Source organism: Roseburia sp. AF22-2LB (assembly GCF_003461125.1).
Taxonomy (GTDB): domain Bacteria; phylum Bacillota; class Clostridia; order Lachnospirales; family Lachnospiraceae; genus Roseburia_C; species Roseburia_C amylophila.
Map to the genome: position 1 here is coordinate 369955 of NZ_QTWM01000003.1, position 22546 is coordinate 392500.

General features: G+C 42.5%; 26 protein-coding genes and 1 riboswitch (1 of these 27 cut by a window edge). Of the genes, 24 read left to right on the forward strand and 2 right to left on the reverse strand.

Annotated elements, in window-relative coordinates:
- The first annotated feature begins 15 nt into the window (after window positions 1–15).
- The 11 genes from DWX96_RS07130 to glpK all read left to right on the forward strand — a co-directional run bounded on the left by DWX96_RS07130 (window position 16) and on the right by glpK (window position 11028).
- Window positions 16–1314 carry a S41 family peptidase gene (locus DWX96_RS07130; protein WP_118057113.1) on the forward strand — a complete coding sequence of 433 codons (1299 nt, stop codon included), beginning with the start codon at window positions 16–18 and terminating at the stop codon, window positions 1312–1314.
- Entirely contained in the window at window positions 1314–1478 is a 165-nt protein-coding gene (locus DWX96_RS14255; protein ID WP_022243557.1) for a hypothetical protein, read from the forward strand. The genes DWX96_RS07130 and DWX96_RS14255 overlap by 1 nt, the downstream gene beginning before the upstream one ends.
- Window positions 1471–2172 carry a DNA alkylation repair protein gene (locus DWX96_RS07135; protein ID WP_117842238.1) on the forward strand — a complete coding sequence of 234 codons (702 nt, stop codon included), beginning with the start codon at window positions 1471–1473 and terminating at the stop codon, window positions 2170–2172. The genes DWX96_RS14255 and DWX96_RS07135 overlap by 8 nt, the downstream gene beginning before the upstream one ends.
- Window positions 2173–2415: 243 nt before the next feature.
- Window positions 2416–3544, forward strand: a protein-coding gene (gene prfB / locus DWX96_RS07140; protein WP_117696719.1) for a peptide chain release factor 2 whose coding sequence is annotated in 2 segments (ribosomal slippage) — window positions 2416–2490 and window positions 2492–3544 — 1128 coding nt in all. Because the reading frame shifts where the segments join, the coding sequence is not laid out codon by codon here.
- Window position 3545: 1 nt separating this feature from the next.
- Entirely contained in the window at window positions 3546–4304 is a 759-nt protein-coding gene (locus DWX96_RS07145; protein ID WP_117696722.1) for a TIM44-like domain-containing protein, read from the forward strand.
- A 36-nt stretch (window positions 4305–4340) separates the two neighbouring features.
- Window positions 4341–5678 carry an SPFH domain-containing protein gene (locus tag DWX96_RS07150; RefSeq protein WP_117696725.1) on the forward strand — a complete coding sequence of 446 codons (1338 nt, stop codon included), beginning with the start codon at window positions 4341–4343 and terminating at the stop codon, window positions 5676–5678.
- Window positions 5679–5696: 18 nt separating this feature from the next.
- Window positions 5697–6791 carry a TFIIB-type zinc ribbon-containing protein gene (locus DWX96_RS07155; protein WP_117696727.1) on the forward strand — a complete coding sequence of 365 codons (1095 nt, stop codon included), beginning with the start codon at window positions 5697–5699 and terminating at the stop codon, window positions 6789–6791.
- Window positions 6785–7609 (forward strand): TPM domain-containing protein, encoded by an 825-nt coding sequence (locus DWX96_RS07160; protein ID WP_117696730.1) that lies wholly within the window; start codon window positions 6785–6787, stop codon window positions 7607–7609. Before DWX96_RS07155 ends, DWX96_RS07160 begins: the two co-directional genes overlap by 7 nt.
- A gap of 184 nt (window positions 7610–7793) precedes the next feature.
- Window positions 7794–8237, forward strand: a complete 444-nt coding sequence (locus DWX96_RS07165) for an ACT domain-containing protein (RefSeq protein ID WP_022243550.1) — start codon at window positions 7794–7796, stop codon at window positions 8235–8237.
- A gap of 7 nt (window positions 8238–8244) precedes the next feature.
- Entirely contained in the window at window positions 8245–9444 is a 1200-nt protein-coding gene (locus DWX96_RS07170) for a homoserine dehydrogenase (protein WP_117696733.1), read from the forward strand.
- 69 nt (window positions 9445–9513) lie between these two features.
- Complete coding sequence (gene glpK / locus DWX96_RS07175) at window positions 9514–11028, forward strand: glycerol kinase GlpK (protein ID WP_118057114.1); 1515 nt, start codon at window positions 9514–9516, stop codon at window positions 11026–11028.
- Window positions 11029–11234: 206 nt separating this feature from the next.
- Here glpK and DWX96_RS07180 read toward each other — a convergent pair whose 3' ends face one another.
- A complete protein-coding gene (locus tag DWX96_RS07180; RefSeq protein ID WP_117698934.1) occupies window positions 11235–11687 on the reverse strand; it encodes a DUF2752 domain-containing protein in 453 nt (150 codons plus the stop codon).
- 154 nt (window positions 11688–11841) lie between these two features.
- Between DWX96_RS07180 and DWX96_RS07185 the strand changes: the two genes are divergently transcribed.
- A complete protein-coding gene (locus tag DWX96_RS07185) occupies window positions 11842–12312 on the forward strand; it encodes a hypothetical protein (RefSeq protein WP_242986237.1) in 471 nt (156 codons plus the stop codon).
- A gap of 19 nt (window positions 12313–12331) precedes the next feature.
- Entirely contained in the window at window positions 12332–13153 is an 822-nt protein-coding gene (locus DWX96_RS07190; protein ID WP_117698933.1) for a DUF975 family protein, read from the forward strand.
- A gap of 65 nt (window positions 13154–13218) precedes the next feature.
- Here DWX96_RS07190 and DWX96_RS07195 read toward each other — a convergent pair whose 3' ends face one another.
- Complete coding sequence (locus tag DWX96_RS07195; protein ID WP_022243544.1) at window positions 13219–13641, reverse strand: DUF4190 domain-containing protein; 423 nt, start codon at window positions 13639–13641, stop codon at window positions 13219–13221.
- A 142-nt stretch (window positions 13642–13783) separates the two neighbouring features.
- On the opposite strand from DWX96_RS07195, the gene DWX96_RS07200 reads away from it, so the two are divergent.
- The 11 genes from DWX96_RS07200 to ispD form a co-directional block, all read left to right on the forward strand.
- On the forward strand, window positions 13784–15925 hold the full coding sequence (locus tag DWX96_RS07200) for a Tex family protein (protein ID WP_117698932.1): 2142 nt from the start codon (window positions 13784–13786) through the stop codon (window positions 15923–15925).
- A gap of 76 nt (window positions 15926–16001) precedes the next feature.
- Window positions 16002–16150: riboswitch (FMN riboswitch) on the forward strand.
- Between the two features lie 119 nt (window positions 16151–16269).
- Window positions 16270–16914 carry an ECF transporter S component gene (locus tag DWX96_RS07205; RefSeq protein ID WP_022243542.1) on the forward strand — a complete coding sequence of 215 codons (645 nt, stop codon included), beginning with the start codon at window positions 16270–16272 and terminating at the stop codon, window positions 16912–16914.
- Window positions 16915–17012: 98 nt separating this feature from the next.
- A complete protein-coding gene (locus tag DWX96_RS07210; protein ID WP_117698931.1) occupies window positions 17013–17516 on the forward strand; it encodes a YcxB family protein in 504 nt (167 codons plus the stop codon).
- Between the two features lie 12 nt (window positions 17517–17528).
- The gene (gene tsaE / locus DWX96_RS07215) at window positions 17529–17960 is read left to right on the forward strand and encodes a tRNA (adenosine(37)-N6)-threonylcarbamoyltransferase complex ATPase subunit type 1 TsaE (RefSeq protein WP_022243540.1); all 432 of its coding nucleotides are present in this window, start codon (window positions 17529–17531) and stop codon (window positions 17958–17960) included.
- Window positions 17957–18664 (forward strand): tRNA (adenosine(37)-N6)-threonylcarbamoyltransferase complex dimerization subunit type 1 TsaB, encoded by a 708-nt coding sequence (gene tsaB, locus DWX96_RS07220; RefSeq protein ID WP_022243539.1) that lies wholly within the window; start codon window positions 17957–17959, stop codon window positions 18662–18664. The genes tsaE and tsaB overlap by 4 nt, the downstream gene beginning before the upstream one ends.
- Complete coding sequence (rimI, locus tag DWX96_RS07225; RefSeq protein ID WP_117698930.1) at window positions 18651–19085, forward strand: ribosomal protein S18-alanine N-acetyltransferase; 435 nt, start codon at window positions 18651–18653, stop codon at window positions 19083–19085. The genes tsaB and rimI overlap by 14 nt, the downstream gene beginning before the upstream one ends.
- 72 nt (window positions 19086–19157) lie before the next feature.
- A complete protein-coding gene (locus DWX96_RS07230) occupies window positions 19158–19352 on the forward strand; it encodes a hypothetical protein (RefSeq protein WP_117698929.1) in 195 nt (64 codons plus the stop codon).
- 17 nt (window positions 19353–19369) lie between these two features.
- Window positions 19370–20281 (forward strand): ribonuclease Z, encoded by a 912-nt coding sequence (locus DWX96_RS07235; protein WP_117698928.1) that lies wholly within the window; start codon window positions 19370–19372, stop codon window positions 20279–20281.
- Between the two features lie 2 nt (window positions 20282–20283).
- Window positions 20284–20880, forward strand: coding sequence for a DUF6715 family protein (locus DWX96_RS07240; protein ID WP_117698927.1), 597 nt, complete (start codon window positions 20284–20286; stop codon window positions 20878–20880).
- Window positions 20867–21898, forward strand: a complete 1032-nt coding sequence (gene tsaD / locus DWX96_RS07245) for a tRNA (adenosine(37)-N6)-threonylcarbamoyltransferase complex transferase subunit TsaD (RefSeq protein ID WP_022243534.1) — start codon at window positions 20867–20869, stop codon at window positions 21896–21898. The genes DWX96_RS07240 and tsaD overlap by 14 nt, the downstream gene beginning before the upstream one ends.
- Window positions 21898–22546, forward strand: partial view of a 2-C-methyl-D-erythritol 4-phosphate cytidylyltransferase gene (gene ispD / locus DWX96_RS07250; protein ID WP_117698926.1) — the 5' portion only. Its footprint extends 65 nt past the window's final position; 649 of the gene's 714 nt are visible here — the first part of the coding sequence; the start codon lies at window positions 21898–21900; its stop codon lies beyond the right edge, outside the window. The genes tsaD and ispD overlap by 1 nt, the downstream gene beginning before the upstream one ends.

The window sequence follows — 22546 nt, forward strand, 5'->3', positions numbered from 1 at the left end:
AAAAGAGGAAGAAAGATGGACGAAATAAGGGAAGAGACAAATTCAGCAGAAGCAATCAGGCAGGAAATAAAGGAAAAGAAAAGAACTTACTGGCGTGGTGCGATTACCGGTGCTGCTTCGGTCATGGCGGTATTGCTGATTGTATTATTGATTGGTATTTACAGTGGTGCTGTGGTAATTGGTGGAAAAGGCGTAACAGGAGGCAGCCAGACGGTAACAGCATCAGATGGTGATCTGCTTTCAAAGGATGTCATCAATAAGCTTGATAATCTGGCAGACCAGATTAATGCAGATTATTATGAAGATGTGGATCAGGAAGACTTGATTAACGGAATGTATAAAGGCTTGTTTGAGGGGATCGGAGACCCGTACAGTGAGTATTATACCCCGGAAGAATATGAAGATATCATGATATCCACCCATGCAAATTATTATGGAATCGGAGCAGGACTTACCCAGGATAAGAATACCATGGAAGTATCCGTTACCCATATTTATGATAATTCTCCGGCACAGGAAGCAGGATTAAAAGAAGGCGATAAGATAGTCAAGGTAGATGATATTGAAGCCACTTCTATGGAATTGTCGGAACTGGTAACCAACATCCGTGGCGAAGAGGGAACCACCGTTCATCTGGTAATTGAAAGAGAAGGGGAATCAGAAAATCTGGAATTTGATGTGTCCCGTGCCAAAGTAGATATTCCAACAGTAGCTTATAAAATGTTAGAAAACAATATCGGATATATACAGGTATCTGAATTTGCAGAGAATACACCAACCCAGTTTTCGGATGCAATTACAGATTTACAGGGTCAGGGTATGGAGAAGCTGGTTATTGATTTACGTGATAATGGCGGCGGAATGGTAGTATCCTGTCAGCAGATGTTGGATATGATTCTTCCGGAAGGAACTGTTGTTTATACGGAAGATAAATATGGCAACCGTCAGGATTATACTTCTGATGCAGAGCATTATCTTGATATGCCGATTGCAGTATTAGTCAATGGCAATTCCGCCAGTGCATCCGAGATATTTGCAGGAGCCATCCGGGATTTTGATTATGGAACACTGATTGGAACCACAACCTTTGGAAAAGGCATTGTGCAGAATATCATGCAGTTAAAGGACGGCAGTGCCATTAAGCTTACGGTAGCAAAATATTATACACCAAACGGTGATAACATCCATGGAACCGGAATTACACCGGATGTTGAAATTGAATATGAGTACACCGGAGATACCGAGGGTACTTATGATGAGATTCAGGATAATCAGATATTAAAAGCCATTGAAGTATTGAACGGAGAAGAATAATGAAGATGAATAACGAAGAGAAGAAAAAACTTATCATTCGCTATGTGGTGGCAGTAATTCTTTTGGTAGTTACCATTCTCGTACTTAAGGGGATGTATCAGGATGCGGAAGAGCATGACAATGCACAGAATACAGAAATTACAACAGAGATAAATCATGAGTGAATTAAATGAAAAGATTCGCCAGCAGTTAATGGAATGGGCAGAACCGGATTTTGGCACCTTTTCCGCCGGATTGATTCCGGGGGAAAAACATGTGCTTGGAGTAAGGTTGCCCTTACTTCGTTCTTATGCAAAAGAATTAGCAAAAGGAGACTGGCAGACTTACCTTTCACAGGCATCGGATGATTCCATGGAAGAGACCATGTTGCAGGGCATGACCTTAGGCTATGTGAAAAGTGATTTCACAGGAATCCGTCCGTATCTTGATGCCTTTCTTCCAAAAATTAAGAACTGGTCGGTATGTGACAGCACCTGTGCAAGTTTAAAAATTGCCAGAAAAGAGCCGGAGGCAGTTTTAGAATATTTACTGCCTTATCTTCGCAGTGATGAAGAATTTTTCATCCGGTTTGGCGTTGTGATGTTATTAGATCATTTTATTACGGAAGACTATATCGACCTTGTCTTAGAAGAGATGGATAAGATTCATCAGGATGCCTATTATGTGAAAATGGCAGTAGCCTGGAATTTGTCCGTGTGTTTTGTGAAGTTCCGGGATAAAACACTTTCCTATCTCAGGACAAATCATCTGGATGACTGGACTTACAATAAGACGATACAGAAAATCAGGGAATCCTATCGCGTGACCAAAGAGGATAAGGAAATGCTCTTAAAAATGAAACGGAAAGCAGAAAAATAGACTTTTCAACCAATATTAAGGAAAATATAATTGATTCGAAGCCGGGAAACCACTATAATGTTTATAGTGGTTTTTCTTACTTTACAGGAAATTGCTTTCCTGCAAAGAAAAAACGCTCCGCGGGGATGCGCACTGCGGCGTATAAGGTAGATGTCGCAAGCGACCGCGCAGGCGCGAGAATGTGCCAAGGCACATTCTTTGTTATACAGAAAATCATAAGAATATAAGAAAGTTGGTGATACTGTGGTTGAATTGGACGCATACCGATACAAATTGGGAACCTATAAGGCTCCACTACAGGAAGTGAGGGATTCACTTTGACTTAGCAGATAAGTCAAAAAAAATCGAAGAATTGGAACGGGAGATGGAAGCACCAGATTTCTGGAATGATGCAGAAGTGTCCCAGCAGAAGATGAAAGAGTTAAAAAGCTATAAGGATGACGTGGCAGTCTGTGCACAGCTGGAAGAGAAACTTTCTGACATTGAAACACTGATTGCGATGGGAGATGAAGAGAATGATGTTTCCCTGATTCCGGAGATTGAAGAAGAGATAAAGGAATACGAAGAAGCGTTTGAAAAGATTCGGATCAAAACCCTGTTATCCGGAGAATATGATAAAGACAATGCAATTGTATCCTTGCATGCAGGAGCAGGCGGAACAGAATCCTGTGACTGGGCATCCATGCTATACCGCATGTATACAAGATGGGCATCCGATAAAGGATTTGCCATTGAAGTACTGGATTCCTTAGATGGAGATGAAGCAGGAATCAAATCCATTACCTTTCAGGTAAACGGAGAAAATGCTTACGGTTATCTGAAATCAGAAAAAGGCGTACACCGTCTGGTGCGGATTTCACCGTTTAATGCGGCAGGAAAGCGTCAGACCTCCTTTGTATCATGTGATGTGATGCCGGATATTGAAGAAGACATTGATATTGAAGTAAAGGATGAAGATATAAGGATTGATACCTACCGTTCCAGCGGAGCCGGTGGACAGCATATCAATAAGACATCTTCAGCAATCCGGATTACCCATTTTCCGACGGGAATTGTAGTAACCTGCCAGAATGAGCGTTCCCAGCACATGAATAAAGACAAGGCAATGCAGATGTTAAAATCCAAGCTGTATTTATTGAAACAGCAGGAAAATGCAGATAAAGCAGCAGATATCCGTGGTGAAGTCACAGAAATTGGCTGGGGAAATCAGATACGCTCCTACGTATTGCAGCCGTATACTATGGTAAAGGATACCAGAACCGGCGTAGAGACGGGAAATACAGATGCAGTATTAGATGGAGATATTGATATTTTCATCAATGGATATTTAAAGTGGCTGTCACTGGGTTGTCCGGAGAAGATGGGAGAGTAAGATGGAAAAAGTAATCATACCACTGGTCATTATTCTTGTCATTGTGGGAGTGATAGCAGGCGTTGTTTTCTATGTGAAAAATAAAGTAAGGAAATTCTCACAGGATCTCTTTGGAACAGATTCTTTAGTGGAAGGCTGGAAGAAACAGGAAGAGGAACTGTCTGTGACACCATGTTCCGTATCCGGAATGACAAGATTATTAGAACCACAGATACAGCGGGATTTCCCGGAATTTAACTGGGTGCAGTTTAAAAATAAGGCAGAAGATGCATTGAAATTGTCATTGATGGCAATTTCCGCACATAGTATAGGAAGGGCAGAGAGCCTGTCGGAAGCACTTAAAGAAGAAGTGGCAGCAAGAATTGAGCAGAATCAGACAGCAGGTGTAAATGAGGTATATGAACGTATCCGTGTTCATCAGACTGAGATTGCCAGATATGAAAAACAAAAGGGTAAATGCATTATTACACTACAGAGTGCAGTGGAGCATATTCACTATAAAGAAAAAGACGGAAAACTGATTTCCGGTAAAAAAGATTTGTTAGAACAGACCAAGTACAACATGGAACTGATGTATATCCAGGATGAGAGCAAAGTCAGTGCTGATAAAGGGGTAGGACTTACCTGCCCGCACTGCGGTGCTCCGGTTACATCCCTTGGAGCGAAATACTGTGAGTTCTGTGGCAGTGAAGTAATACCAATCAATATGCAGGTTTGGTCTCTGCAGCATTTTTACGAAGTTACATACCAAAAGGTGTAATGAAAATATATAACATAAGAAAACAGGAGGTTTGTTATGGGTTTAATTAAAGCAGTAGCACAGGCAGTTGGAGGAAGTTTTGCAGATCAGTGGTTAGAGGTAATCGAGCCGGATGATATGGGAGATCAGACCGTCTTTACCAGAGGTGTGTTGATTCGCCGTGGACAGAATACAAAGGGAACGGATGATACCGTATCTAATGGTTCCATCATCCATGTATATGATAATCAGTTTATGATGTTAGTAGATGGTGGAAAAATCGTAGACTATACTGCAGAACCGGGATATTACAAAGTAGATAATTCTTCTTTGCCATCCCTGTTTAACGGGCAGTTAAAGGATACTTTAAAAGATTCCTTCGCACGTATCAAGTTTGGTGGTCAGACACCGGATAAACAGAAGGTATTCTTCATAAACCTTCAGGAAATCAAGGGAATCAAATTCGGAACAAGAAATCCGATTAACTATTTTGATAATTTCTACAATGCAGAATTGTTCCTGCGTGCACACGGAACTTATTCCATTAAGATTGTAGACCCGATTCGTTTCTATGCAGAAGCAATTCCAAGAAACAAAGACAGGGTAGAAATCACAGATATCAATGAACAGTATATCTCTGAATTCTTAGAAGCATTACAGACATCCATCAATCAGTTATCTGCAGATGGTGTCCGCATTTCCTATGTATCATCCAAGGGACGCGAGCTGAGTAAATACATGTCAGAAACTCTTGATGAGGAATGGAACCAGATGCGTGGTATGGAGATTCAGGCAGTAGGTATTGCAAGCATCTCTTACGACGAGGAATCCACTAACCTTATCAATCTGCGCAACAAAGGTGCAATGATGGGTAGTGACCCGAATGTAATGCGTGGTATTGCTGTTGGAAATATTACGGAAGGTATCCGTGATGCAGGTTCTAATGCAGCAGGTGCAATGACCGGATTTATGGGTGTTGGAATGGGAATGAATGCATTCAACAGCAGCATGGACAGCTTAAATCAGATGACTGCAGGCATGCAGCAGAATCAGCAGATGAATAATGGAGCACAGATGGCAGGCGGAGTAGCAGGCGTGCAGCAGGCAGCACCGGCTCAACAGGCAGCTCCGGCACAGCAGGCAGCAGCACCGGCAGGCAATGAGTGGACCTGTGAATGCGGAACAACAAATACCGGAAAATTCTGCTGTAACTGTGGAAAACCGGCTCCTGCACCGGCAGTAAAGTCAGACTGGACCTGTGAGTGTGGAGCAGTAAATACCGGAAAATTCTGTACTAACTGCGGAAAACCGGCTCCGGCAGCAGACTGGACCTGCGAATGTGGAACAGTAAATACCGGAAAATTCTGCAGCAATTGTGGAAAACAGAGACCATAAGGGAGGAAGGAGCATTGCATGTCAGTAATTAGTTTTAAGTGCCCGAATTGTGATGGCGAACTGATTTTTGACCCTGCTTCCGGAGCATATAAATGCGAATATTGTGGTTCAAAATTTACACAGGAAGAACTGGATGCCATGAAGCCGGCGGAGGAAAAGGAAAAGCCTGCCGGCAGCATGGATGGAAGTCAGGCTTCTGAGAATACAGACGGAACACAGGAAGAGAAGAAGACAGAGGAAGAAGCAGTCATTTATACCTGCCCAAGCTGTGGCGCACAGATTGTAACAGATGCAACCACGGCGGCAACCTTCTGCTATTATTGCCACAATCCGGTAGTGCTTTCCGGAAGATTATCTGGAAACTATATGCCGAATAAGGTAATTCCGTTTGCAATTGACCGTAAAGAAGCAGAAAAACGTTTTATGGAATATGTAGGCAGGAAAAAGTTTGTTCCAAAGGCATTTTTCAATAAGAAACAAATTGATAAATTATCTGGTGTATACTTCCCATTCTGGATTTATGATACCAGGATGAATGGTAATCTTTCGGCAGAGGCAACCCGTGTCCGGGTATGGCGTTCCGGGGATGAAGAATATACCGAGACTAAATTCTATGAAGTAGAACGTGGCGGAGATGTATCTCTTTCCAATCTGGAGCTGAATGCGTTACAGAAAGCCAACAAAGAGCTGGTAGAGGGTGTACTGCCATATCAGTTTGACAAGATGAAGGATTTCTCCATGGGGTATCTTTCCGGCTTCCAGGCAGAGAAGCGTGATATTGAAAAAGAAGGCGTAGCAGAGGAAGCTAGACGAGAGACAAAGGATTATGCAACCAGGCTCTTGCGGGAAAGTGTATCCGGCTATGACGGTGTGAAGGTACATAACTGCGGATTTTCTAATGGCAGTGAGAACTGGAATTATGTGCTTCTTCCAATCTGGACCATCACCTATCGCGCCAATAATGGCAAGATGTATTACTATTCCATGAATGGTCAGACTGGAAAAGTATGTGGAGAACTTCCGGTAGATTATAAGAAGCTGACTCTGGTTAGTGGAATCATATCAGCAGCAGTGCTGGTACTTGGATTGTTAGGAGGGCTGCTGATATGGTAAAGAAAAAGATAATTGTACCGTTACTGCTTTTATGCAGTATGTTATTTGTTGTTCCTGTTATGGCATCAGAGCCAAAGGCAGACTTCGTCTATGATGACGCAGAGCTTTTTACCCAGAGTGAAGCAGATTCCATCAGTGAAAAAATCGGCGATTTTTCCAGTGAGACCGGCTGGGAAATCTATGCATTTACCACAGAGGATGCGCAGGGGTATACTTCCCAGGAGTATGGAGAGAATACCTTTGACCAGTATGCCACCGGCATGGATGGCGTTGCTTTTGTCATTGACATGGATAACCGTGAAATCGCAGTGGTTCATTTTGGAGAAGCAAACCGTTATTATACGGATGAAAGAGTAGAAAGTATTCTGGATGAAGGCTTCAATTATATGGGAGATGCAGAGTATGCAGATGCCATGGAGGCAATGATTGATGAGGCAGAATATTATTATGGACAGGGCGTGCCAACCGGTCAGTATAATTACGATGAAGAAACCGGGGAGTATGATTACTACGAGAAAAATACGCTGACCTGGTTTGAAATTCTGATTACCTTACTGGTGGCATTAGGTATCGGTGGTGCATTCTGTGGAATCACAATTGGTAAATATCGCCTGCATTTTGATAAGTACAAATATGATTACCACAAGAACAGCCATGTAAATCTTACAAACCGTACTGACCGCTTTGTAAATCAGGTAGTAACCCATCGTCATATCCAGAGGGAATCTTCTGGTGGAGGCGGAAGTAGTTCCGGCAGAACAACAGTACATACCGGAGCAGGAGGACGAAGCACCGGAGGCGGAAGCCGTAAATTCTAAGAGCTTTCGGATAAGGAAAGCAAATATAAAAATTCGTCAATTTACCCATATGGAATCCGAAAAAGGTTCCATATGGGTACTTTTGTATAAAAAAGAGAAATTTACTTGTAATGGCTGTGTATATGTGCTATCATCTTTCTGGTGAGAACAGTTGTATTTGTACCACAAACAGTCGGAGGGGAATATGGCAGAGAATACGAAGTATTTTGTGTTGAAAGAGAAGGCTGTACCGGAGGTATTGCTGAAAGTAGTGGAAGCGAAACGTCTTTTAGAATCCGGACGCGTAACATCTGTACAGGAAGCAGCCGAGCAGGTAGATATCAGCCGGAGTTCATTTTATAAGTATAAAGATGATATTTTTCCATTTCACGACAATGCGAAGGGGAGAACAATTACGATGGTAATCCAGCTGGATGATACGCCGGGATTATTATCAACCGTTTTGAATATTGTGGCAGAGTTTCATGCCAACATATTAACTATCCACCAGTCTATACCGGTAAACGGGATTGCATCCCTGACACTGAGTATTGATATTCTGCCGGAGACAGGAGATTTGTCACAGATGGTAGATAAGATTGAAGGACAGGATGGAATACATTATCTGAAAATATTAGCCAGGGAGTGAAACAACAATGAAAGCAGCAGTAATGGGATATGGAACAATTGGTTCCGGAGTAGTAGAAGTATTAAACATTAATCATGACAGCATTGCAAAACGTGCAGGCGAAGCAATCGAAGTAAAATATGTTTTGGATTTACGGGATTTCCCGGGAGACCCGATTCAGGATAAAATCGTGCATGATTACAAAGTAATTGCAGAAGACCCTGAAATTGGCATGGTAGTTGAGACAATGGGCGGTGTAGAACCGGCATATACTTTTGTCCGTGCCATGTTAGAGGCAGGAAAGCATGTAACAACTTCAAATAAGGCATTAGTAGCAGAGAAAGGTGCAGAACTGATTGCACTTGCCAAAGAGAAAAATGTGAATTTCCTGTTTGAAGCCAGCGTAGGAGGCGGTATCCCGATTATCCGCCCGTTAAATTCCTGCCTGACTGCCGATGTAATTGAAGAGATTACCGGTATTTTAAATGGAACGACCAACTATATGCTTACCAAGATGAGCGTAGAGGGTTCTGAATTTGCAGATGTATTAAAGGATGCACAGGATAAAGGATATGCAGAGAAAGATCCGACTGCCGATGTAGAAGGCTTTGATGCATGCCGTAAGATTGCAATCTTAACTTCTTTAGTATGCGGACAACAGGTAGACTTCAATGACATTCATACGGAAGGAATTACCAAAATCAGTGCAACAGATATCAAATATGCAAAAGCAATGGGTAAAGCCATTAAATTACTGGCAACCAGCCGTAAAGTAGGAGAAAGCTATTGTGCAATGGTATCTCCATGTATGCTTCCACAGGAGCATCCACTGTATCCGGTGAATGATGTATTTAATGCAATTTTTGTACATGGTAATGTATTAGGAGATGCAATGTTCTACGGAAGTGGAGCAGGAAAACTTCCAACCGCCAGTGCTGTTGTGGCTGATATGGTTGAAATTGCAAAATTCAAAGACACCAACCTTCCAATGGAATGGAGACCGGAGAAATTAGAGCTTGCAGATTATAAGATGGTAACCAACCGTTTCTTTGTCCGTACCAAAGCAGACGAAGCAGCAGTAAAGAATGCATTCGGAGCAGTTGAGTTCGTTGCAGCAGAAGGTGTAAACGGAGAACTTGGATTTGTAACAGAAGAAATGACAGAAGCAGCATATGAAGAGAAAGCAGCAAAACTTGCTGATATTCTTCAGATGATTCGTGTAAAATAGTTGCGAAAAACCCTTCTGGAAATTATAATTGTACTAAGGGTATAAATATAATTTCAGGAGGGTATTTTTATGTCAAAATTTATTATGGCGTTAGACGCCGGAACCACCAGCAACCGGTGTATTCTCTTTAATGAAGCCGGTGAAATCTGCAGTATGGCACAAAAAGAATTCCGTCAGATGTTTCCGAATCCAGGATGGGTAGAACATGATGCCAATGAGATATGGTCGACGCAGCTTGGGGTAGCAGTAGAGGCAATGTCTAAGATTGGTGCTACGGCAGCAGATATTGCAGCCATTGGAATCACCAACCAGAGAGAGACGGCAATTGTATGGAACAAAGAGACCGGAGAGCCAGTTTATAATGCGATAGTCTGGCAGTGCCGCCGGACCGCTGATATTGCAGATGCGTTAAAGAAAAAGGGGTTGGAAGATTCCTATCGTAAGAAAACAGGATTGATTATTGATGCCTATTTTTCGGCAACGAAAATCAAGTGGATTTTAGATAATGTGAAGGGTGCAAGAAAATTAGCGGAAGAAGGAAAGCTGCTCTTTGGAACGGTAGAGACCTGGCTGATCTGGAAACTGACGAAAGGGGAAGCACATGTAACCGATTATTCCAATGCGTCAAGAACCATGCTTTTTAATATAAACACATTAACCTGGGATAAAGATATTCTGGCAGAGCTTGATATTCCGGAGAGCATGCTGCCAAAGCCGATGCCGTCAAGCTGTGTATATGGTTATACAGACCCGGCATATTTTGGAAGTGCGATACCGATTGCCGGTGCAGCAGGAGACCAGCAGGCAGCTTTATTCGGACAGACCTGCTTTTCCGAAGGAGAAGCGAAGAATACATATGGTACAGGCTGTTTCCTGTTGATGAATACAGGAGAACGTCCGGTATTTTCAGAAAACGGACTGGTCACCACCATTGCCTGGGGGCTGGATGGCAAAGTAAATTATGCACTGGAAGGCTCTATCTTTGTGGCAGGTGCGGCAATCCAGTGGCTGCGTGATGGTATGCGTCTCATTGACTCCGCATCGGATTCAGAGTATATGGCGACCAAAGTAAAAGGAACACATGGCTGTTATGTGGTTCCGGCATTTACCGGACTGGGTGCTCCGTACTGGGATCAGTATGCAAGAGGAACAATTGTAGGAATTACCAGAGGAACCAACAAGAATCATATCATCCGGGCAACTCTGGAATCTATTGCTTATCAGGTGGAAGGAGTTATCTCTGCCATGGAAGCGGATGCTGGAATTGAAATCCGTTCCTTAAATGTAGATGGCGGAGCCAGTGCCAATAATTTCCTGATGCAGTTCCAGTCAGACATGATACAGGCGCCGGTCAATCGTCCGGCATGTGTAGAGACAACAGCAAAAGGTGCGGCGTATCTGGCAGGACTTGCAGTAGGCTACTGGAAGACCAAAGAAGATGTGATAAAGAACCAGCAGATAGAGCGGGTATTCCATCCACAGATGGAAGAAGAAGAGAGACAGAAGAAATTAAAAGGCTGGAAGAAGGCAGTAAAATATGCCTTCGGATGGGCAAAAGATACAGAAGAAGAGGAAGAGGCGTAAGCCACTTCCTCTTCTTCACTTTACAGGAAATTGCTTTCCTGTAAAGTAAAAAACGCTCCGCGAGGATGCGCACTGCGGCGTATAAGGTAGATGTCGCAAGCGACCGCCGCAGGCGCGAGAATGTGCCAAGGCACATTCTTTTTTCTCGTTAAGCGTTTGAAAAAGCTGCTGGTGGCAGCTCCTTATAGGTTTCGATATATGATATATTATGATATATGCGTCAGCGGCATAAAATCAATCTGAAAGAATAGAAGAGCTGCATTTTTCACAATGAAATTTATAATAATAATAGCCAGTGCAATCCAAAGAAATGCTTCCCGGAAATGCATGCCAATACGAAGCCTTCCCTTAGAGAGCCGTTCAATGGTCTGGGAAATCATAAACCAGGTGCAGAGCACAAAGGCATATGGCACAAAGGGATGATAAACCAGTGAGTGCAGGAAATCCCCATGCAGTAAAAAAGCTACGGCTCTGGTGCCACCGCAGCCAGGACAGTAAAGTCCGGTCAGGCTGTGAAGCACACAGGGGAAAAGATATTTTGAAAGCTGGATATTTGTTGCTTTTATAAAAAGCACCAGCAGAAGAAGTGTGCCTATGATGCACCAGCCGGTGATATATAATCCGTTGTCCATAGCAGTGGACGTTTTTTTCTTTTCCATATAAACCCTCGCAAATCAGTATTCAAACAAAATATAGAATCTGTTGGTAGTATACAATTGTCATAAGGGAAAGTCAAAGTTATTGTGTTTCACCCAAGATATGTGTATAATAAAAAGAGGCACTTTTTTCAGACTTTGGAAGGAGGAGTGGTTTATGCAGATTGATGGATGGAATCCGAAAGATATAGGATATGATACCGGGTACAATCATACATATGGGGTCGGAACTGACGCAGATGCGAAGAGTACCGGGGTGGCAGAGGGCAGCAAAGGCGAATGCCAGACCTGTAAGAACCGGAAATATCAGGATGGTTCCAACGAGAATGTTTCTTTTAAATCAGCTTCCCACATCTCTCCGGAGGCGGCGGGAATCCGTGTGGCAGCCCATGAGGCAGAACATGTTTCCAATGCTTATGCCAAAGCAGCAGAAGGAAATGGTCAGGTGGTATCTGCAAGCGTAACACTTCGTACCGGCGTATGCCCGGAGTGCGGAAGAGTATATGTGGCAGGCGGAGAGACCAATACCACCATTAAGTATCCGAATGAAACAAATCCTTATCAGCAGGAGCGGAAGAGCCAGGATGCGGCAGATCTGACCGGAGCCAGAATCGACACAAGAAAATAAAAACAGGAGCTTGAGATAGATGAAAAGAAAATCAGCAGAAATAAAACGTATTGCAAGAGAAAATCTTACCGGACATTATGGATTGCCAATGGGAGCCATGGTAGTATCGCAGTTAATCGTAACTTTGCCGACCATGTTCTTTTCCTGGAATTTGACACCGTATTCCGGAAAAATGGAGTGGGCAATTTATTATGTGGCAGCATTTGTACTGGCATTGCTGGGGGTTGTTTTAAATATAGGAATTCTCCAGATTGCCCTGCGAATGGGAAGAAAGCAGCCATATAAGTTTACCGATATGTTCTATGGATTCAATCATCATCCGGATAAATACATTCTGGCATATCTTTTATTTATGGTTGTGGTATTAATTCCGATGCTTCCGGCAATCGCAGTCTCTGTTGGAATGTATGTAACTGCCATTTCCGGCAGCATGAAAATCACAGAGGGGATTTTTATTGGCTATGTAGTAGCTATGTGTGTACTTGGAATTGGAGGAGAAGTGATCGCATTTATTCTTTCCTTAAAATATTCCATGCTGTTTTTGATATTGCTTGAGGATAATACCAAGGGAATCCGGCAGGCAATGAGGGAAAGTAAAGCACTGATGCAGGGCAACAAGGGAAGATACTTCTATATCATGTTAAGCTTCCTTGGCTGGTCTTTCCTTGGCCTCCTTTCATTTGGAATTGGCTTCCTGTGGATTGGACCATACTATACGCAGACACAGGTGACATTCTATCGTGACATTACAGGAGAATTAGACCGGACAGAAAACCAGACAGACCCATACGGAACAAAACAGCAGAATCCGCAGTACAGTACGTGGAGTGCTTCGGTATAAAAATAAGAAAAGAAAAATGCCGGGAAATCAGAATTGGTTTCCTGGCATTTTTCTTTTGCATATATTTACTGGTACATTTGATTCATTTCATTAAACTGCCGCATCAGTTCGTTATAATCAGCGGTATTTCCATTGGACATCTGGTTGATGAAATCGGCGTTGGTAAACATCATGACAATGACGAAAGTATAAAGTGCAATAGTAAGTACAAGACCGATAATTCCAAGGACGATACCGATTTTGCCGGTGGTGGAAAAAGTCATCTCGCCGCCACGGGAAAGAAGTCCTAAAATAATGGCAAGTGCCCCACAAGGCAGTGCTGCATACAGGCAGCAGAAAGTTACAATGGAGACAATGCCAAGAGCAATGGATGCGGTGGCAAGTCCGGTGGAACGTTTGTCCATGTAATTACGTTGTGGTGCCTGGTTCATATTATATGAATAATTGGGATTTGGTTGATAGCCGTTTGGCTGCTGTTGAAAATCCATAAAAAACCTCCTCAAATCGTGAATAAATCCAGTATACCATTTTCTGCCGGAAAAAACAATAAAAGCCAAAATCTTCCCTTTTGCAGAAATGCCTGATGTGCTATAATGAGCGCAAACGCATCAACAGGAAAGGAAATACAAGATGGACATAACAGCAAAAATTGCCGAAGAACTTGGAATCAGAAAAAATCAGGCACAGGCAGCAATTCAGTTAATTGATGAAGGAAATACCATTCCTTTTATTGCCCGGTATCGAAAAGAAGCAACCGGCGCATTAAATGATGAAATATTACGTAACTTATTTGACCGGCTGACTTATCTTAGAAACTTGGAAGAGAAGAAAGAACAGGTCATTGCCAGCATTGAAGAACAGGGCAAGCTGACGGACGAACTGCGGAAACAGATAGAAGAAGCACAGACACTGGTAGTCGTAGATGATTTGTACCGTCCATACCGACCGAAGCGCAGAACCAGAGCAACCATCGCCAAAGAGAAGGGCTTAGAGCCGCTGGCAAATGTAATCAGTCTTCAGATGCTTAAGACTCCAATCTTAGAAGAAGCAGCAAAATATATCAACGAAGAAAAAGAAGTTCATACTGCAGAGGAAGCGTTAGAAGGTGCTAAGGATATTATTGCAGAGCATATTTCCGATGAAGCAGATTATCGTATCCGCATCCGTGACCTTACCGTAAAACATGGTCGGATTGTATCTGCTGCCAAAGATCCGGAAACAGAATCTGTTTATGAAATGTATTATGATTTTGATGAGCCGATTGCAAAAATGGCAGGACATCGTACGCTGGCATTGAATCGTGGAGAGGCAGAGAAAATACTGACAGTAAAAGTAGAAGTGCCGGAAGAACAGATTATTCCGTATTTACAGAAAAAGGTAATAACCAAAGATAATGCCATAACCAGACCTGTTTTGGAAGAAGTAATCGAAGACAGCTATAAGCGTCTGATTGCACCGGCAATCGAGCGTGAGATTCGAAGTGACCTTACGGAAAAGGCAGAAGACGGAGCAATCAAAGTTTTCGGAAAAAACTTAGAGCAGCTTCTGATGCAGCCGCCAATTGCAGGACAGGTTGTGCTTGGCTGGGATCCGGCATTCCGTACCGGATGTAAGCTTGCAGTGGTAGATCCGACCGGAAAAGTATTGGATACGACAGTCATTTACCCGACAGCGCCACAGAATAAGGTAGAGGAAGCAAAAGTAGTATTAAAGAAACTGATTTCCAAGTATCATATTACACTGATTTCTCTTGGAAATGGAACAGCATCCCGTGAGTCGGAGCAGATTATTGTAGATTTATTAAAAGAGATTCCGGTAAAAGTACAGTATATTATTGTAAATGAAGCAGGTGCTTCCGTATATTCTGCAAGTAAACTTGCAACAGAGGAATTCCCAAACTTTGATGTGGGACAAAGAAGTGCCACTTCCATGGCAAGACGGTTGCAGGATCCGCTGGCAGAGCTGGTTAAAATTGATCCGAAATCCATCGGGGTTGGTCAGTATCAGCATGACATGAACCAGAAAAAATTAAGTGAAGCCTTAGGCGGCGTGGTAGAAGACTGCGTAAATAAAGTTGGTGTAGATTTAAACACCGCATCTGTATCCCTGTTGGAATACATTTCCGGTATCAGCAAAGTGATTGCGAAAAATATTGTGGCATACCGGGAAGAAAATGGAAAATTTGCATCCAGAAGCCAGCTTTTGAAAGTGGCAAAATTAGGACCGAAGGCATATGAACAGTGTGCCGGTTTTCTTCGTATTACCGGTGGAAAGAATCCGTTGGATGCAACCGGCGTGCATCCGGAAAGTTATGAAGCAACCAGAAAGCTTTTGGAAAAATTAGGATATTCAGAAGAAGAGATAACTGGTGGCGGATTAACCGGGATTTCAAAGAAGATTTCAGATTATAAGAAACTGGCAGCAGAATTGGAAGTAGGAGAACTTACTTTACGGGATATTGTAAAGGAACTGGAAAAGCCGGCAAGAGATCCGAGGGAAGATATGCCAAAGCCGATTCTGCGGAGTGACGTACTGGAAATGAAGGATTTGACCCCGGGAATGGTATTAAAAGGAACCGTCCGTAATGTCATTGACTTCGGTGCCTTTGTGGACATCGGAGTACATCAGGATGGACTGGTACACATTTCCCAGATGAGCGAACGCTATATCAAACATCCGCTGGAAGTGGTCAGTGTGGGAGATATTGTAGAAGTAAAAGTAATGAGCGTAGACCTTAAGAAACAGAGAATCCAGCTTACTATGAAACTGTAAATAAAAGGTAACAGATAAAATTGGGTATTGACAAGGAAAAAGTGAAGCTCTACAATAGACCCATAGTAATTGAATAGGAAGTCTTCGGGGCAGGGTGATATGCGAAGCATAGATTCCCGACCGACGGTGATTGTGCATGACACATTAGTCCGTGAACTGCAGTATTGCAGTTGATTTGGTGAAAATCCAAAACCGACAGTATAGTCTGGATGGGAGAAGATAAGTGACCATTAAGGTGATTATTTTGCGTGCCCCGGATAGTTTTATCCGGGGCTTTTATGGTACACCAATACTCCGGACATCCCTTGCAAGAGCTAAAAGTAAAGAAAAAAGGAGTAAAAGAAATGAGTACAAACAGTGTAACAACAAACAGCAACGTAAAAACAGGTGTAAATGCAAGATATCTGACGATGACAGCAATGCTTTCGGCCATTGCGTTCATCCTGATGTTCCTTGATTTTGCAGTTCCGTTTATGCCAAACTTCATCAAACTGGATATTTCAGAACTTCCGGCATTGATTGGAGCATTTTCCATGGGACCGGTCAGCGGAATTGTAATCTGCCTGATTAAAAATCTGATTCATCTGACTATTACAACCACAAGTGGTGTTGGAGAACTGTCCAATTTCATTCTTGGAGTAGCGTTCGTGCTTCCGGCAGGACTGATTTACAAATTTAAGAAGAACCGCAAAGGTGCATTAATCGGTTCTTTAGCAGGAGCACTTTTCATGGCAGTATTCAGTGTGGTATCAAACTATTTCCTGGTATATCCGTTCTATACAGCATTTATGCCGGAAGATGCCATTATTGGTGCTTACAATGCAATCGCTTCTGCAGTAGGCGGACATATGGATAATTTATTGGAGTGTCTGGTAGTATTTAATATGCCATTCACCTTCTTAAAAGGTATGATTAGTGTTGGAATTACATTTTTGATTTATAAACATATTTCACCAATCATCAAAGGAACCAACAGCCGTAAGAATTAGACGTCCCTTTTTTGCCCGACACAAAATTGATAAAGAGTTTGTCTATTCCCGAAAATAATGCTATACTTCAATCAGAAAAGTAAGCAGGAGGAAAGACAATGCCAATTGAATTTGATGTAAAAATAACAGCGAACGATATGTACCGGTTTAATATGTATCATATATATACCAGTTTTACCGGAATCTTTTCCATCTTGGCAGCGGTGCTTGGATTTGTAGCCGCAGTGGGAACCTATGGAAAGGTAGATACCATGTATACGGTGCTTTACATCATATTTGGCATTGTCTTTCTTTTTTATTTTCCATTAACCTTGAAAATGCGGGCGGCAAGACAGATTTCCATGTCAGAGGCACTGAAAAGTACGCTGCATTATATGTTGGATGATGAAGGTGTCCATGTATCTCTGGGAGAAGAAAATGCCCTGCTGGAGTGGAAACAGATTTATAAAATGGTGTCAACAAAGCATAATGTTCTGATTTACAGCAGCCGCGTAAATGCATATATCCTGCCGATGGAAATTGTAGGCGGACAGTATGCAGCGTTGAAGAAACTGGCAGATAAGAATTTGAAGAAGCACCAGAATTGTATGAAGAAGAGATAGGAAGAAAAGTATATGGTATATGAAACATTTTCGGCAGAAGAAACAGAAAAGTTAGGCGAACAGATTGGACGGGAAGCAAAGCCGGGAGAAGTGTATACATTAATCGGAGATTTGGGAGTAGGAAAAACCGTTTTTACCCAGGGAATAGCCAAGGGTTTGGAGATAACAGAACCTATCTGCAGTCCGACTTTTACTATTGTGCAAGAGTATGAAGAAGGAAGAATGCCATTTTATCATTTTGATGTATACCGGATTGCGGATATTGAGGAAATGGATGAAATCGGCTATGAGGACTATTTTTATGGAAATGGTCTGACCATGATAGAATGGGCAAATCTGATTGAAGAAATTTTACCGGATCATTACCGGCAGATAACAATAGAGAAAGATTTGGAAAAAGGATTTGATTATCGCAGGATAACAATAGAAGAGGTGGAACGATGAAAATATTGGGATTGGACAGCTCCGGACTGGTAGCCAGCGTAGCAGTAGTAGAAGATGATGTGCTGTTGGGAGAATTTACTGTAAATTATAAGAAAACACATTCACAGACCTTGCTGCCAATGTTAGATGAACTTGCGAAGATGATAGAACTGGATTTGGATACATTAGATGCCATTGCAATTGCAGCGGGCCCGGGCTCATTTACCGGACTTCGGATTGGCTCTGCAACAGCAAAAGGATTGGGACTTGCACTGGATAAGCCGCTGATTTCCGTACCGACCGTGGATGCATTGGCATACAACCTCTATGGGCATAGAGATATTATCTGTCCATTAATGGATGCCAGAAGAAACCAGACCTATACCGGTTTATATCAGTTTGAAGACGAAAAAATGCAGGTATTGTGCCCACAGTGCGTTGTGGGAATTGATGAGATTGTAGCAAAGATAAATGAAAACAATGCTCCGGTTGTATTTTTGGGAGATGGTGTCCCTGTATTTACCACTTATATAGAAGAAAACTGTAAAGTGCCATATTCCTTTGCACCGGCACATGTGAATAAGCAGCGTGCAGCAGCTGTTGCAGCTTTAGGAGAAGAATATTACAAAGCAGGTAAATTAGAATCTGCAGAAGAACACAAACCGGAATATCTGCGCCTTTCCCAGGCAGAACGCGAGAGGATGGAACAGCATGGAAATTCGTAGAATGTCAGAGGCAGATGTTTTTGATGTAGCGGCCATAGAGGCAAAAGTCTTTTCGCAGCCATGGAGTGGGCAGGGATTTCGCGATGCTCTTGCCATGAACCATGTGATTTTTCTGGTGGCAGAAGAAGCGGGTTCCATCTTAGGATATTGTGGAATGTATATGGCATTAGATGAAGGCGAGATTACCAATGTGGCAGTAAGTGAGGCCTGCAGAAACAGAGGTTATGGGGAACAACTGGTAACAGAACTAATGCAGCAGGGTAGAAAACATGGTATTAGCCGGTATGTTTTAGAGGTAAGGGTATCCAATGAGCCTGCCATTCGCCTGTATCAGAAACTTGGATTCTCTGTACTTGGAACTCGAAAGAATTTTTATGAAAAGCCCTCAGAGGATGCATATATCATGAGCAGGGTCCAGTAATTTCCGCTGCAAATTTATTGGAATGGTTCTATAATGAAAGAGAACCACAAGATAAGAGACGGAGGATGCGAAATGGTTTGCAATTGTTGTGGAAAAGAAATCGAAGAACGAAAACAGGATTATATTTATATAGAAAAAGAATGGAATTATTTTTCTACGAAGGATGGTGTGAAAAGCAAACTGCGTGTATGCGAGTCCTGCTTTGATGAATGGACAAAACAGTTTGTGATACCGCCTTTAATGGAAGAAGTAACAGAAATTGTATAGAGAGCTGAGGAAATAGAATGTTAGATGTCTGTTTATTAGGAACCGGTGGAATGATGCCATTGCCATATCGCTGGCTGACTTCACTGATGACAAGATATAATGGCAGCAGTCTGATGGTTGACTGTGGCGAAGGCACCCAGATTGCAGTAAAAGAAAAAGGCTGGAGCTTCAAGCCGGTGGATATTATGTGCTTTACACATTACCATGCGGACCATATCAGCGGACTGCCTGGAATTCTTCTTACCATGGGAAATGCGGAACGAACGGAGCCGCTGACGATGATTGGACCAAAGGGGCTGGAACGTGTGGTAAATGCACTGCGTGTGATTGCACCGGAACTGCCTTTTGAGATTAAATTTATAGAACTGACGGAACCGGAAGAGACTATAGAATTAAAGGGATATACGATCCATGCTTTCCGGGTGAACCATAATGTTACCTGCTACGGCTATACCTTGGAGATTTCAAGGGCTGGAAGATTTTCAGTGGAACATGCATTAGAACGGCAGATACCGCAGAAATACTGGAGCCGCCTGCAAAAAGGTGAAATTATTGAAGAAGAGGACAAGACCTATCTGCCGGAAATGGTATTAGGCCCGCCAAGAAAAGGCATCAAGCTGACATATTGTACTGATACCCGCCCGACGGAGAGCATTGCAAAAAATGCCAAAGATTCCGATTTATTTATCTGTGAAGGTATGTATGCAGAAAAAGAGAAACTTGCAAAAGCGAAACAATATAAACATATGACTTTTTATGAAGCAGCACATCTTGCCAAGGATGCCGGGGTGAAAGAAATGTGGCTTACCCACTTCAGCCCGTCCCTTGTAAGGGGCGAAGACTATATGGATGCTGTAAGGAAGATATATCCGAATGCATATTTAGGCAAAGATGGAAAGAGTGTTACACTGGATTTTGAGGAGGCGTAAACATGAAGAAACGTACAGCAGGCATAATTAAGACAGTTATTATAGGTGTGATTTGCATTGGAATTGTGGTCGGATTTTATTATTATCTGACAAACCGCTCACCAAGAAGTGTGGAAACAACAGGAGAAACAGATGAGATAACCTCTGTTTTAAGTAAAAATTTAGAGAAGGATTATCCGGCGTCACCTCGTGCTGTAATCAAATATTATAATAGGATTCTGCTCTGCCTTTATAATGAAACTTATGATGATGAGCAGTACCAGAAGCTGTTGGAGAAGATGCGTGCACTGATGGATGAAGAGTTATTGGAAAACAATCCGCAGGATACATTTTCAACCCAGATGCAGAATGACATTGCGGCTTATAAAGCAGAAAGTAAGATTATAGCAACAGCATCTGTCTGCGATACAGATGAAGTGGCTTATAAGAAAGTAGAGGGAAGTGATTGTGCCTATGTGACGGCATCTTATTTCCTTCGCTCTACCAAGGCATATAACCGGGCTAACCAGGAATATGTGCTGCGTAAGGATGAGAATGGGGACTGGAAAATATTAGGATTTGTGGCACTGGAAGGAGACAATGGTGATGCAGAAAAATAAAGGAGATATTGCAATTCTTGCAATAGAAAGTTCCTGCGATGAGACTGCGGCAGCAGTTGTAGTAAATGGAAGGGATGTAAGATCGAATATCATTTCATCCCAGATTGCATTACATACCTTATATGGAGGTGTGGTTCCGGAAATTGCATCCCGTAAACATATTGAGAAAATTAATCAGGTAATAACAGAAGCGATGCAGGAAGCGCAGGCAGACTGGGCAGATATAGACGCAATCGGTGTAACTTATGGACCGGGATTAGTGGGTGCCCTCCTGGTTGGTGTGGCAGAAGCGAAAGCAATCAGTTATGCAAGAAATATTCCACTGGTAGGTGTGCATCATATTGAGGGACACATCAGCGCAAATTATATTGAAAATAAAGAGTTAGAGCCACCATTTTTATGTCTTGTGGTATCCGGCGGTCATACACATCTGGTAAAAGTACTGGATTATGGAAAATATGAGATACTTGGAAGAACCAGGGATGATGCAGCAGGTGAAGCCTTTGATAAAGTGGCGAGAGCAATCGGATTAGGCTATCCGGGTGGACCAAAGATTGAAAAAGTAGCACATGAAGGAAATCCTCATGCTGTGGAATTCCCAAGACCGAAGATTGCAGATGGGGAGTATGACTTCAGCTTCAGTGGTTTAAAGTCTGCTGTTTTAAACCATCTGAACAGCTGTAAAATGAAAGGTATTGAGATTGTGCAGGCAGATATTGCAGCATCTTTCCAGAAAGCGGTTATTGATGTGCTGGTGGGAAATGCCATGCATGCCATTGAAAAATATCAGATTGATAAATTTGCTATTGCGGGAGGAGTGGCTTCTAATGGAACCTTAAGAGGAGCAATGGAAGAAGAGTGCCGGAAGAGAAATGTGGCATTTTATCATCCGTCGCCGATTCTCTGTACCGATAATGCAGCAATGATAGGTGCAGCAGCATATTATGATTACCGGGCGGGAATCCGTTCCGGACTTGATTTGAATGCAGTACCAAACTTAAAATTAGGAGAACGTTAATGGCAAAGTATACAGCAATCGTGCTTTCTGCGGGAAAAGGAAGCCGCATGGGAAGCTCTGTCCATAAGCAGTATCTGCTTCTTTGTGGGAGGCCGGTGATTTATTATACCCTTAAGGCATTTGAAGAAAGCCCGGTAGATGAAATCGTACTGGTAACCGGTGAAGGAGAAGAGGAATACTGCCGGAAAGAAATTGTAGAAAAATATAAATTGCATAAAGTAACGAAGATAGTAAAGGGTGGTAAGGAACGTTACCACTCTGTTTTTCAGGGCTTAAGTGCGTGTGAACATACGGATTATGTACTGATTCATGATGGGGCACGCCCGTTTATAGGGCAGGAAGTCATCCGACATACAATGGATGAAGTGCAGAAAAAACATGCATGTATTGCAGCTGTGCCGGTGAAGGATACCATAAAAAAGGTAGATGAAAATGGAAAAGTAGAGGATACCCCACCAAGAAAAAACCTTTATACGGTACAGACACCGCAGGCATTTTCCTATTCCCTGATTTATGATTCTTATCAGAAGATGATAGCGGATGGAAGAGAAGATGTTACAGATGATGCAATGGTAGTGGAGGCGTATGGAAAAGTTCCGGTATATGTAATAGATGGTAGCTATCGCAACTTTAAGATTACAACACCGG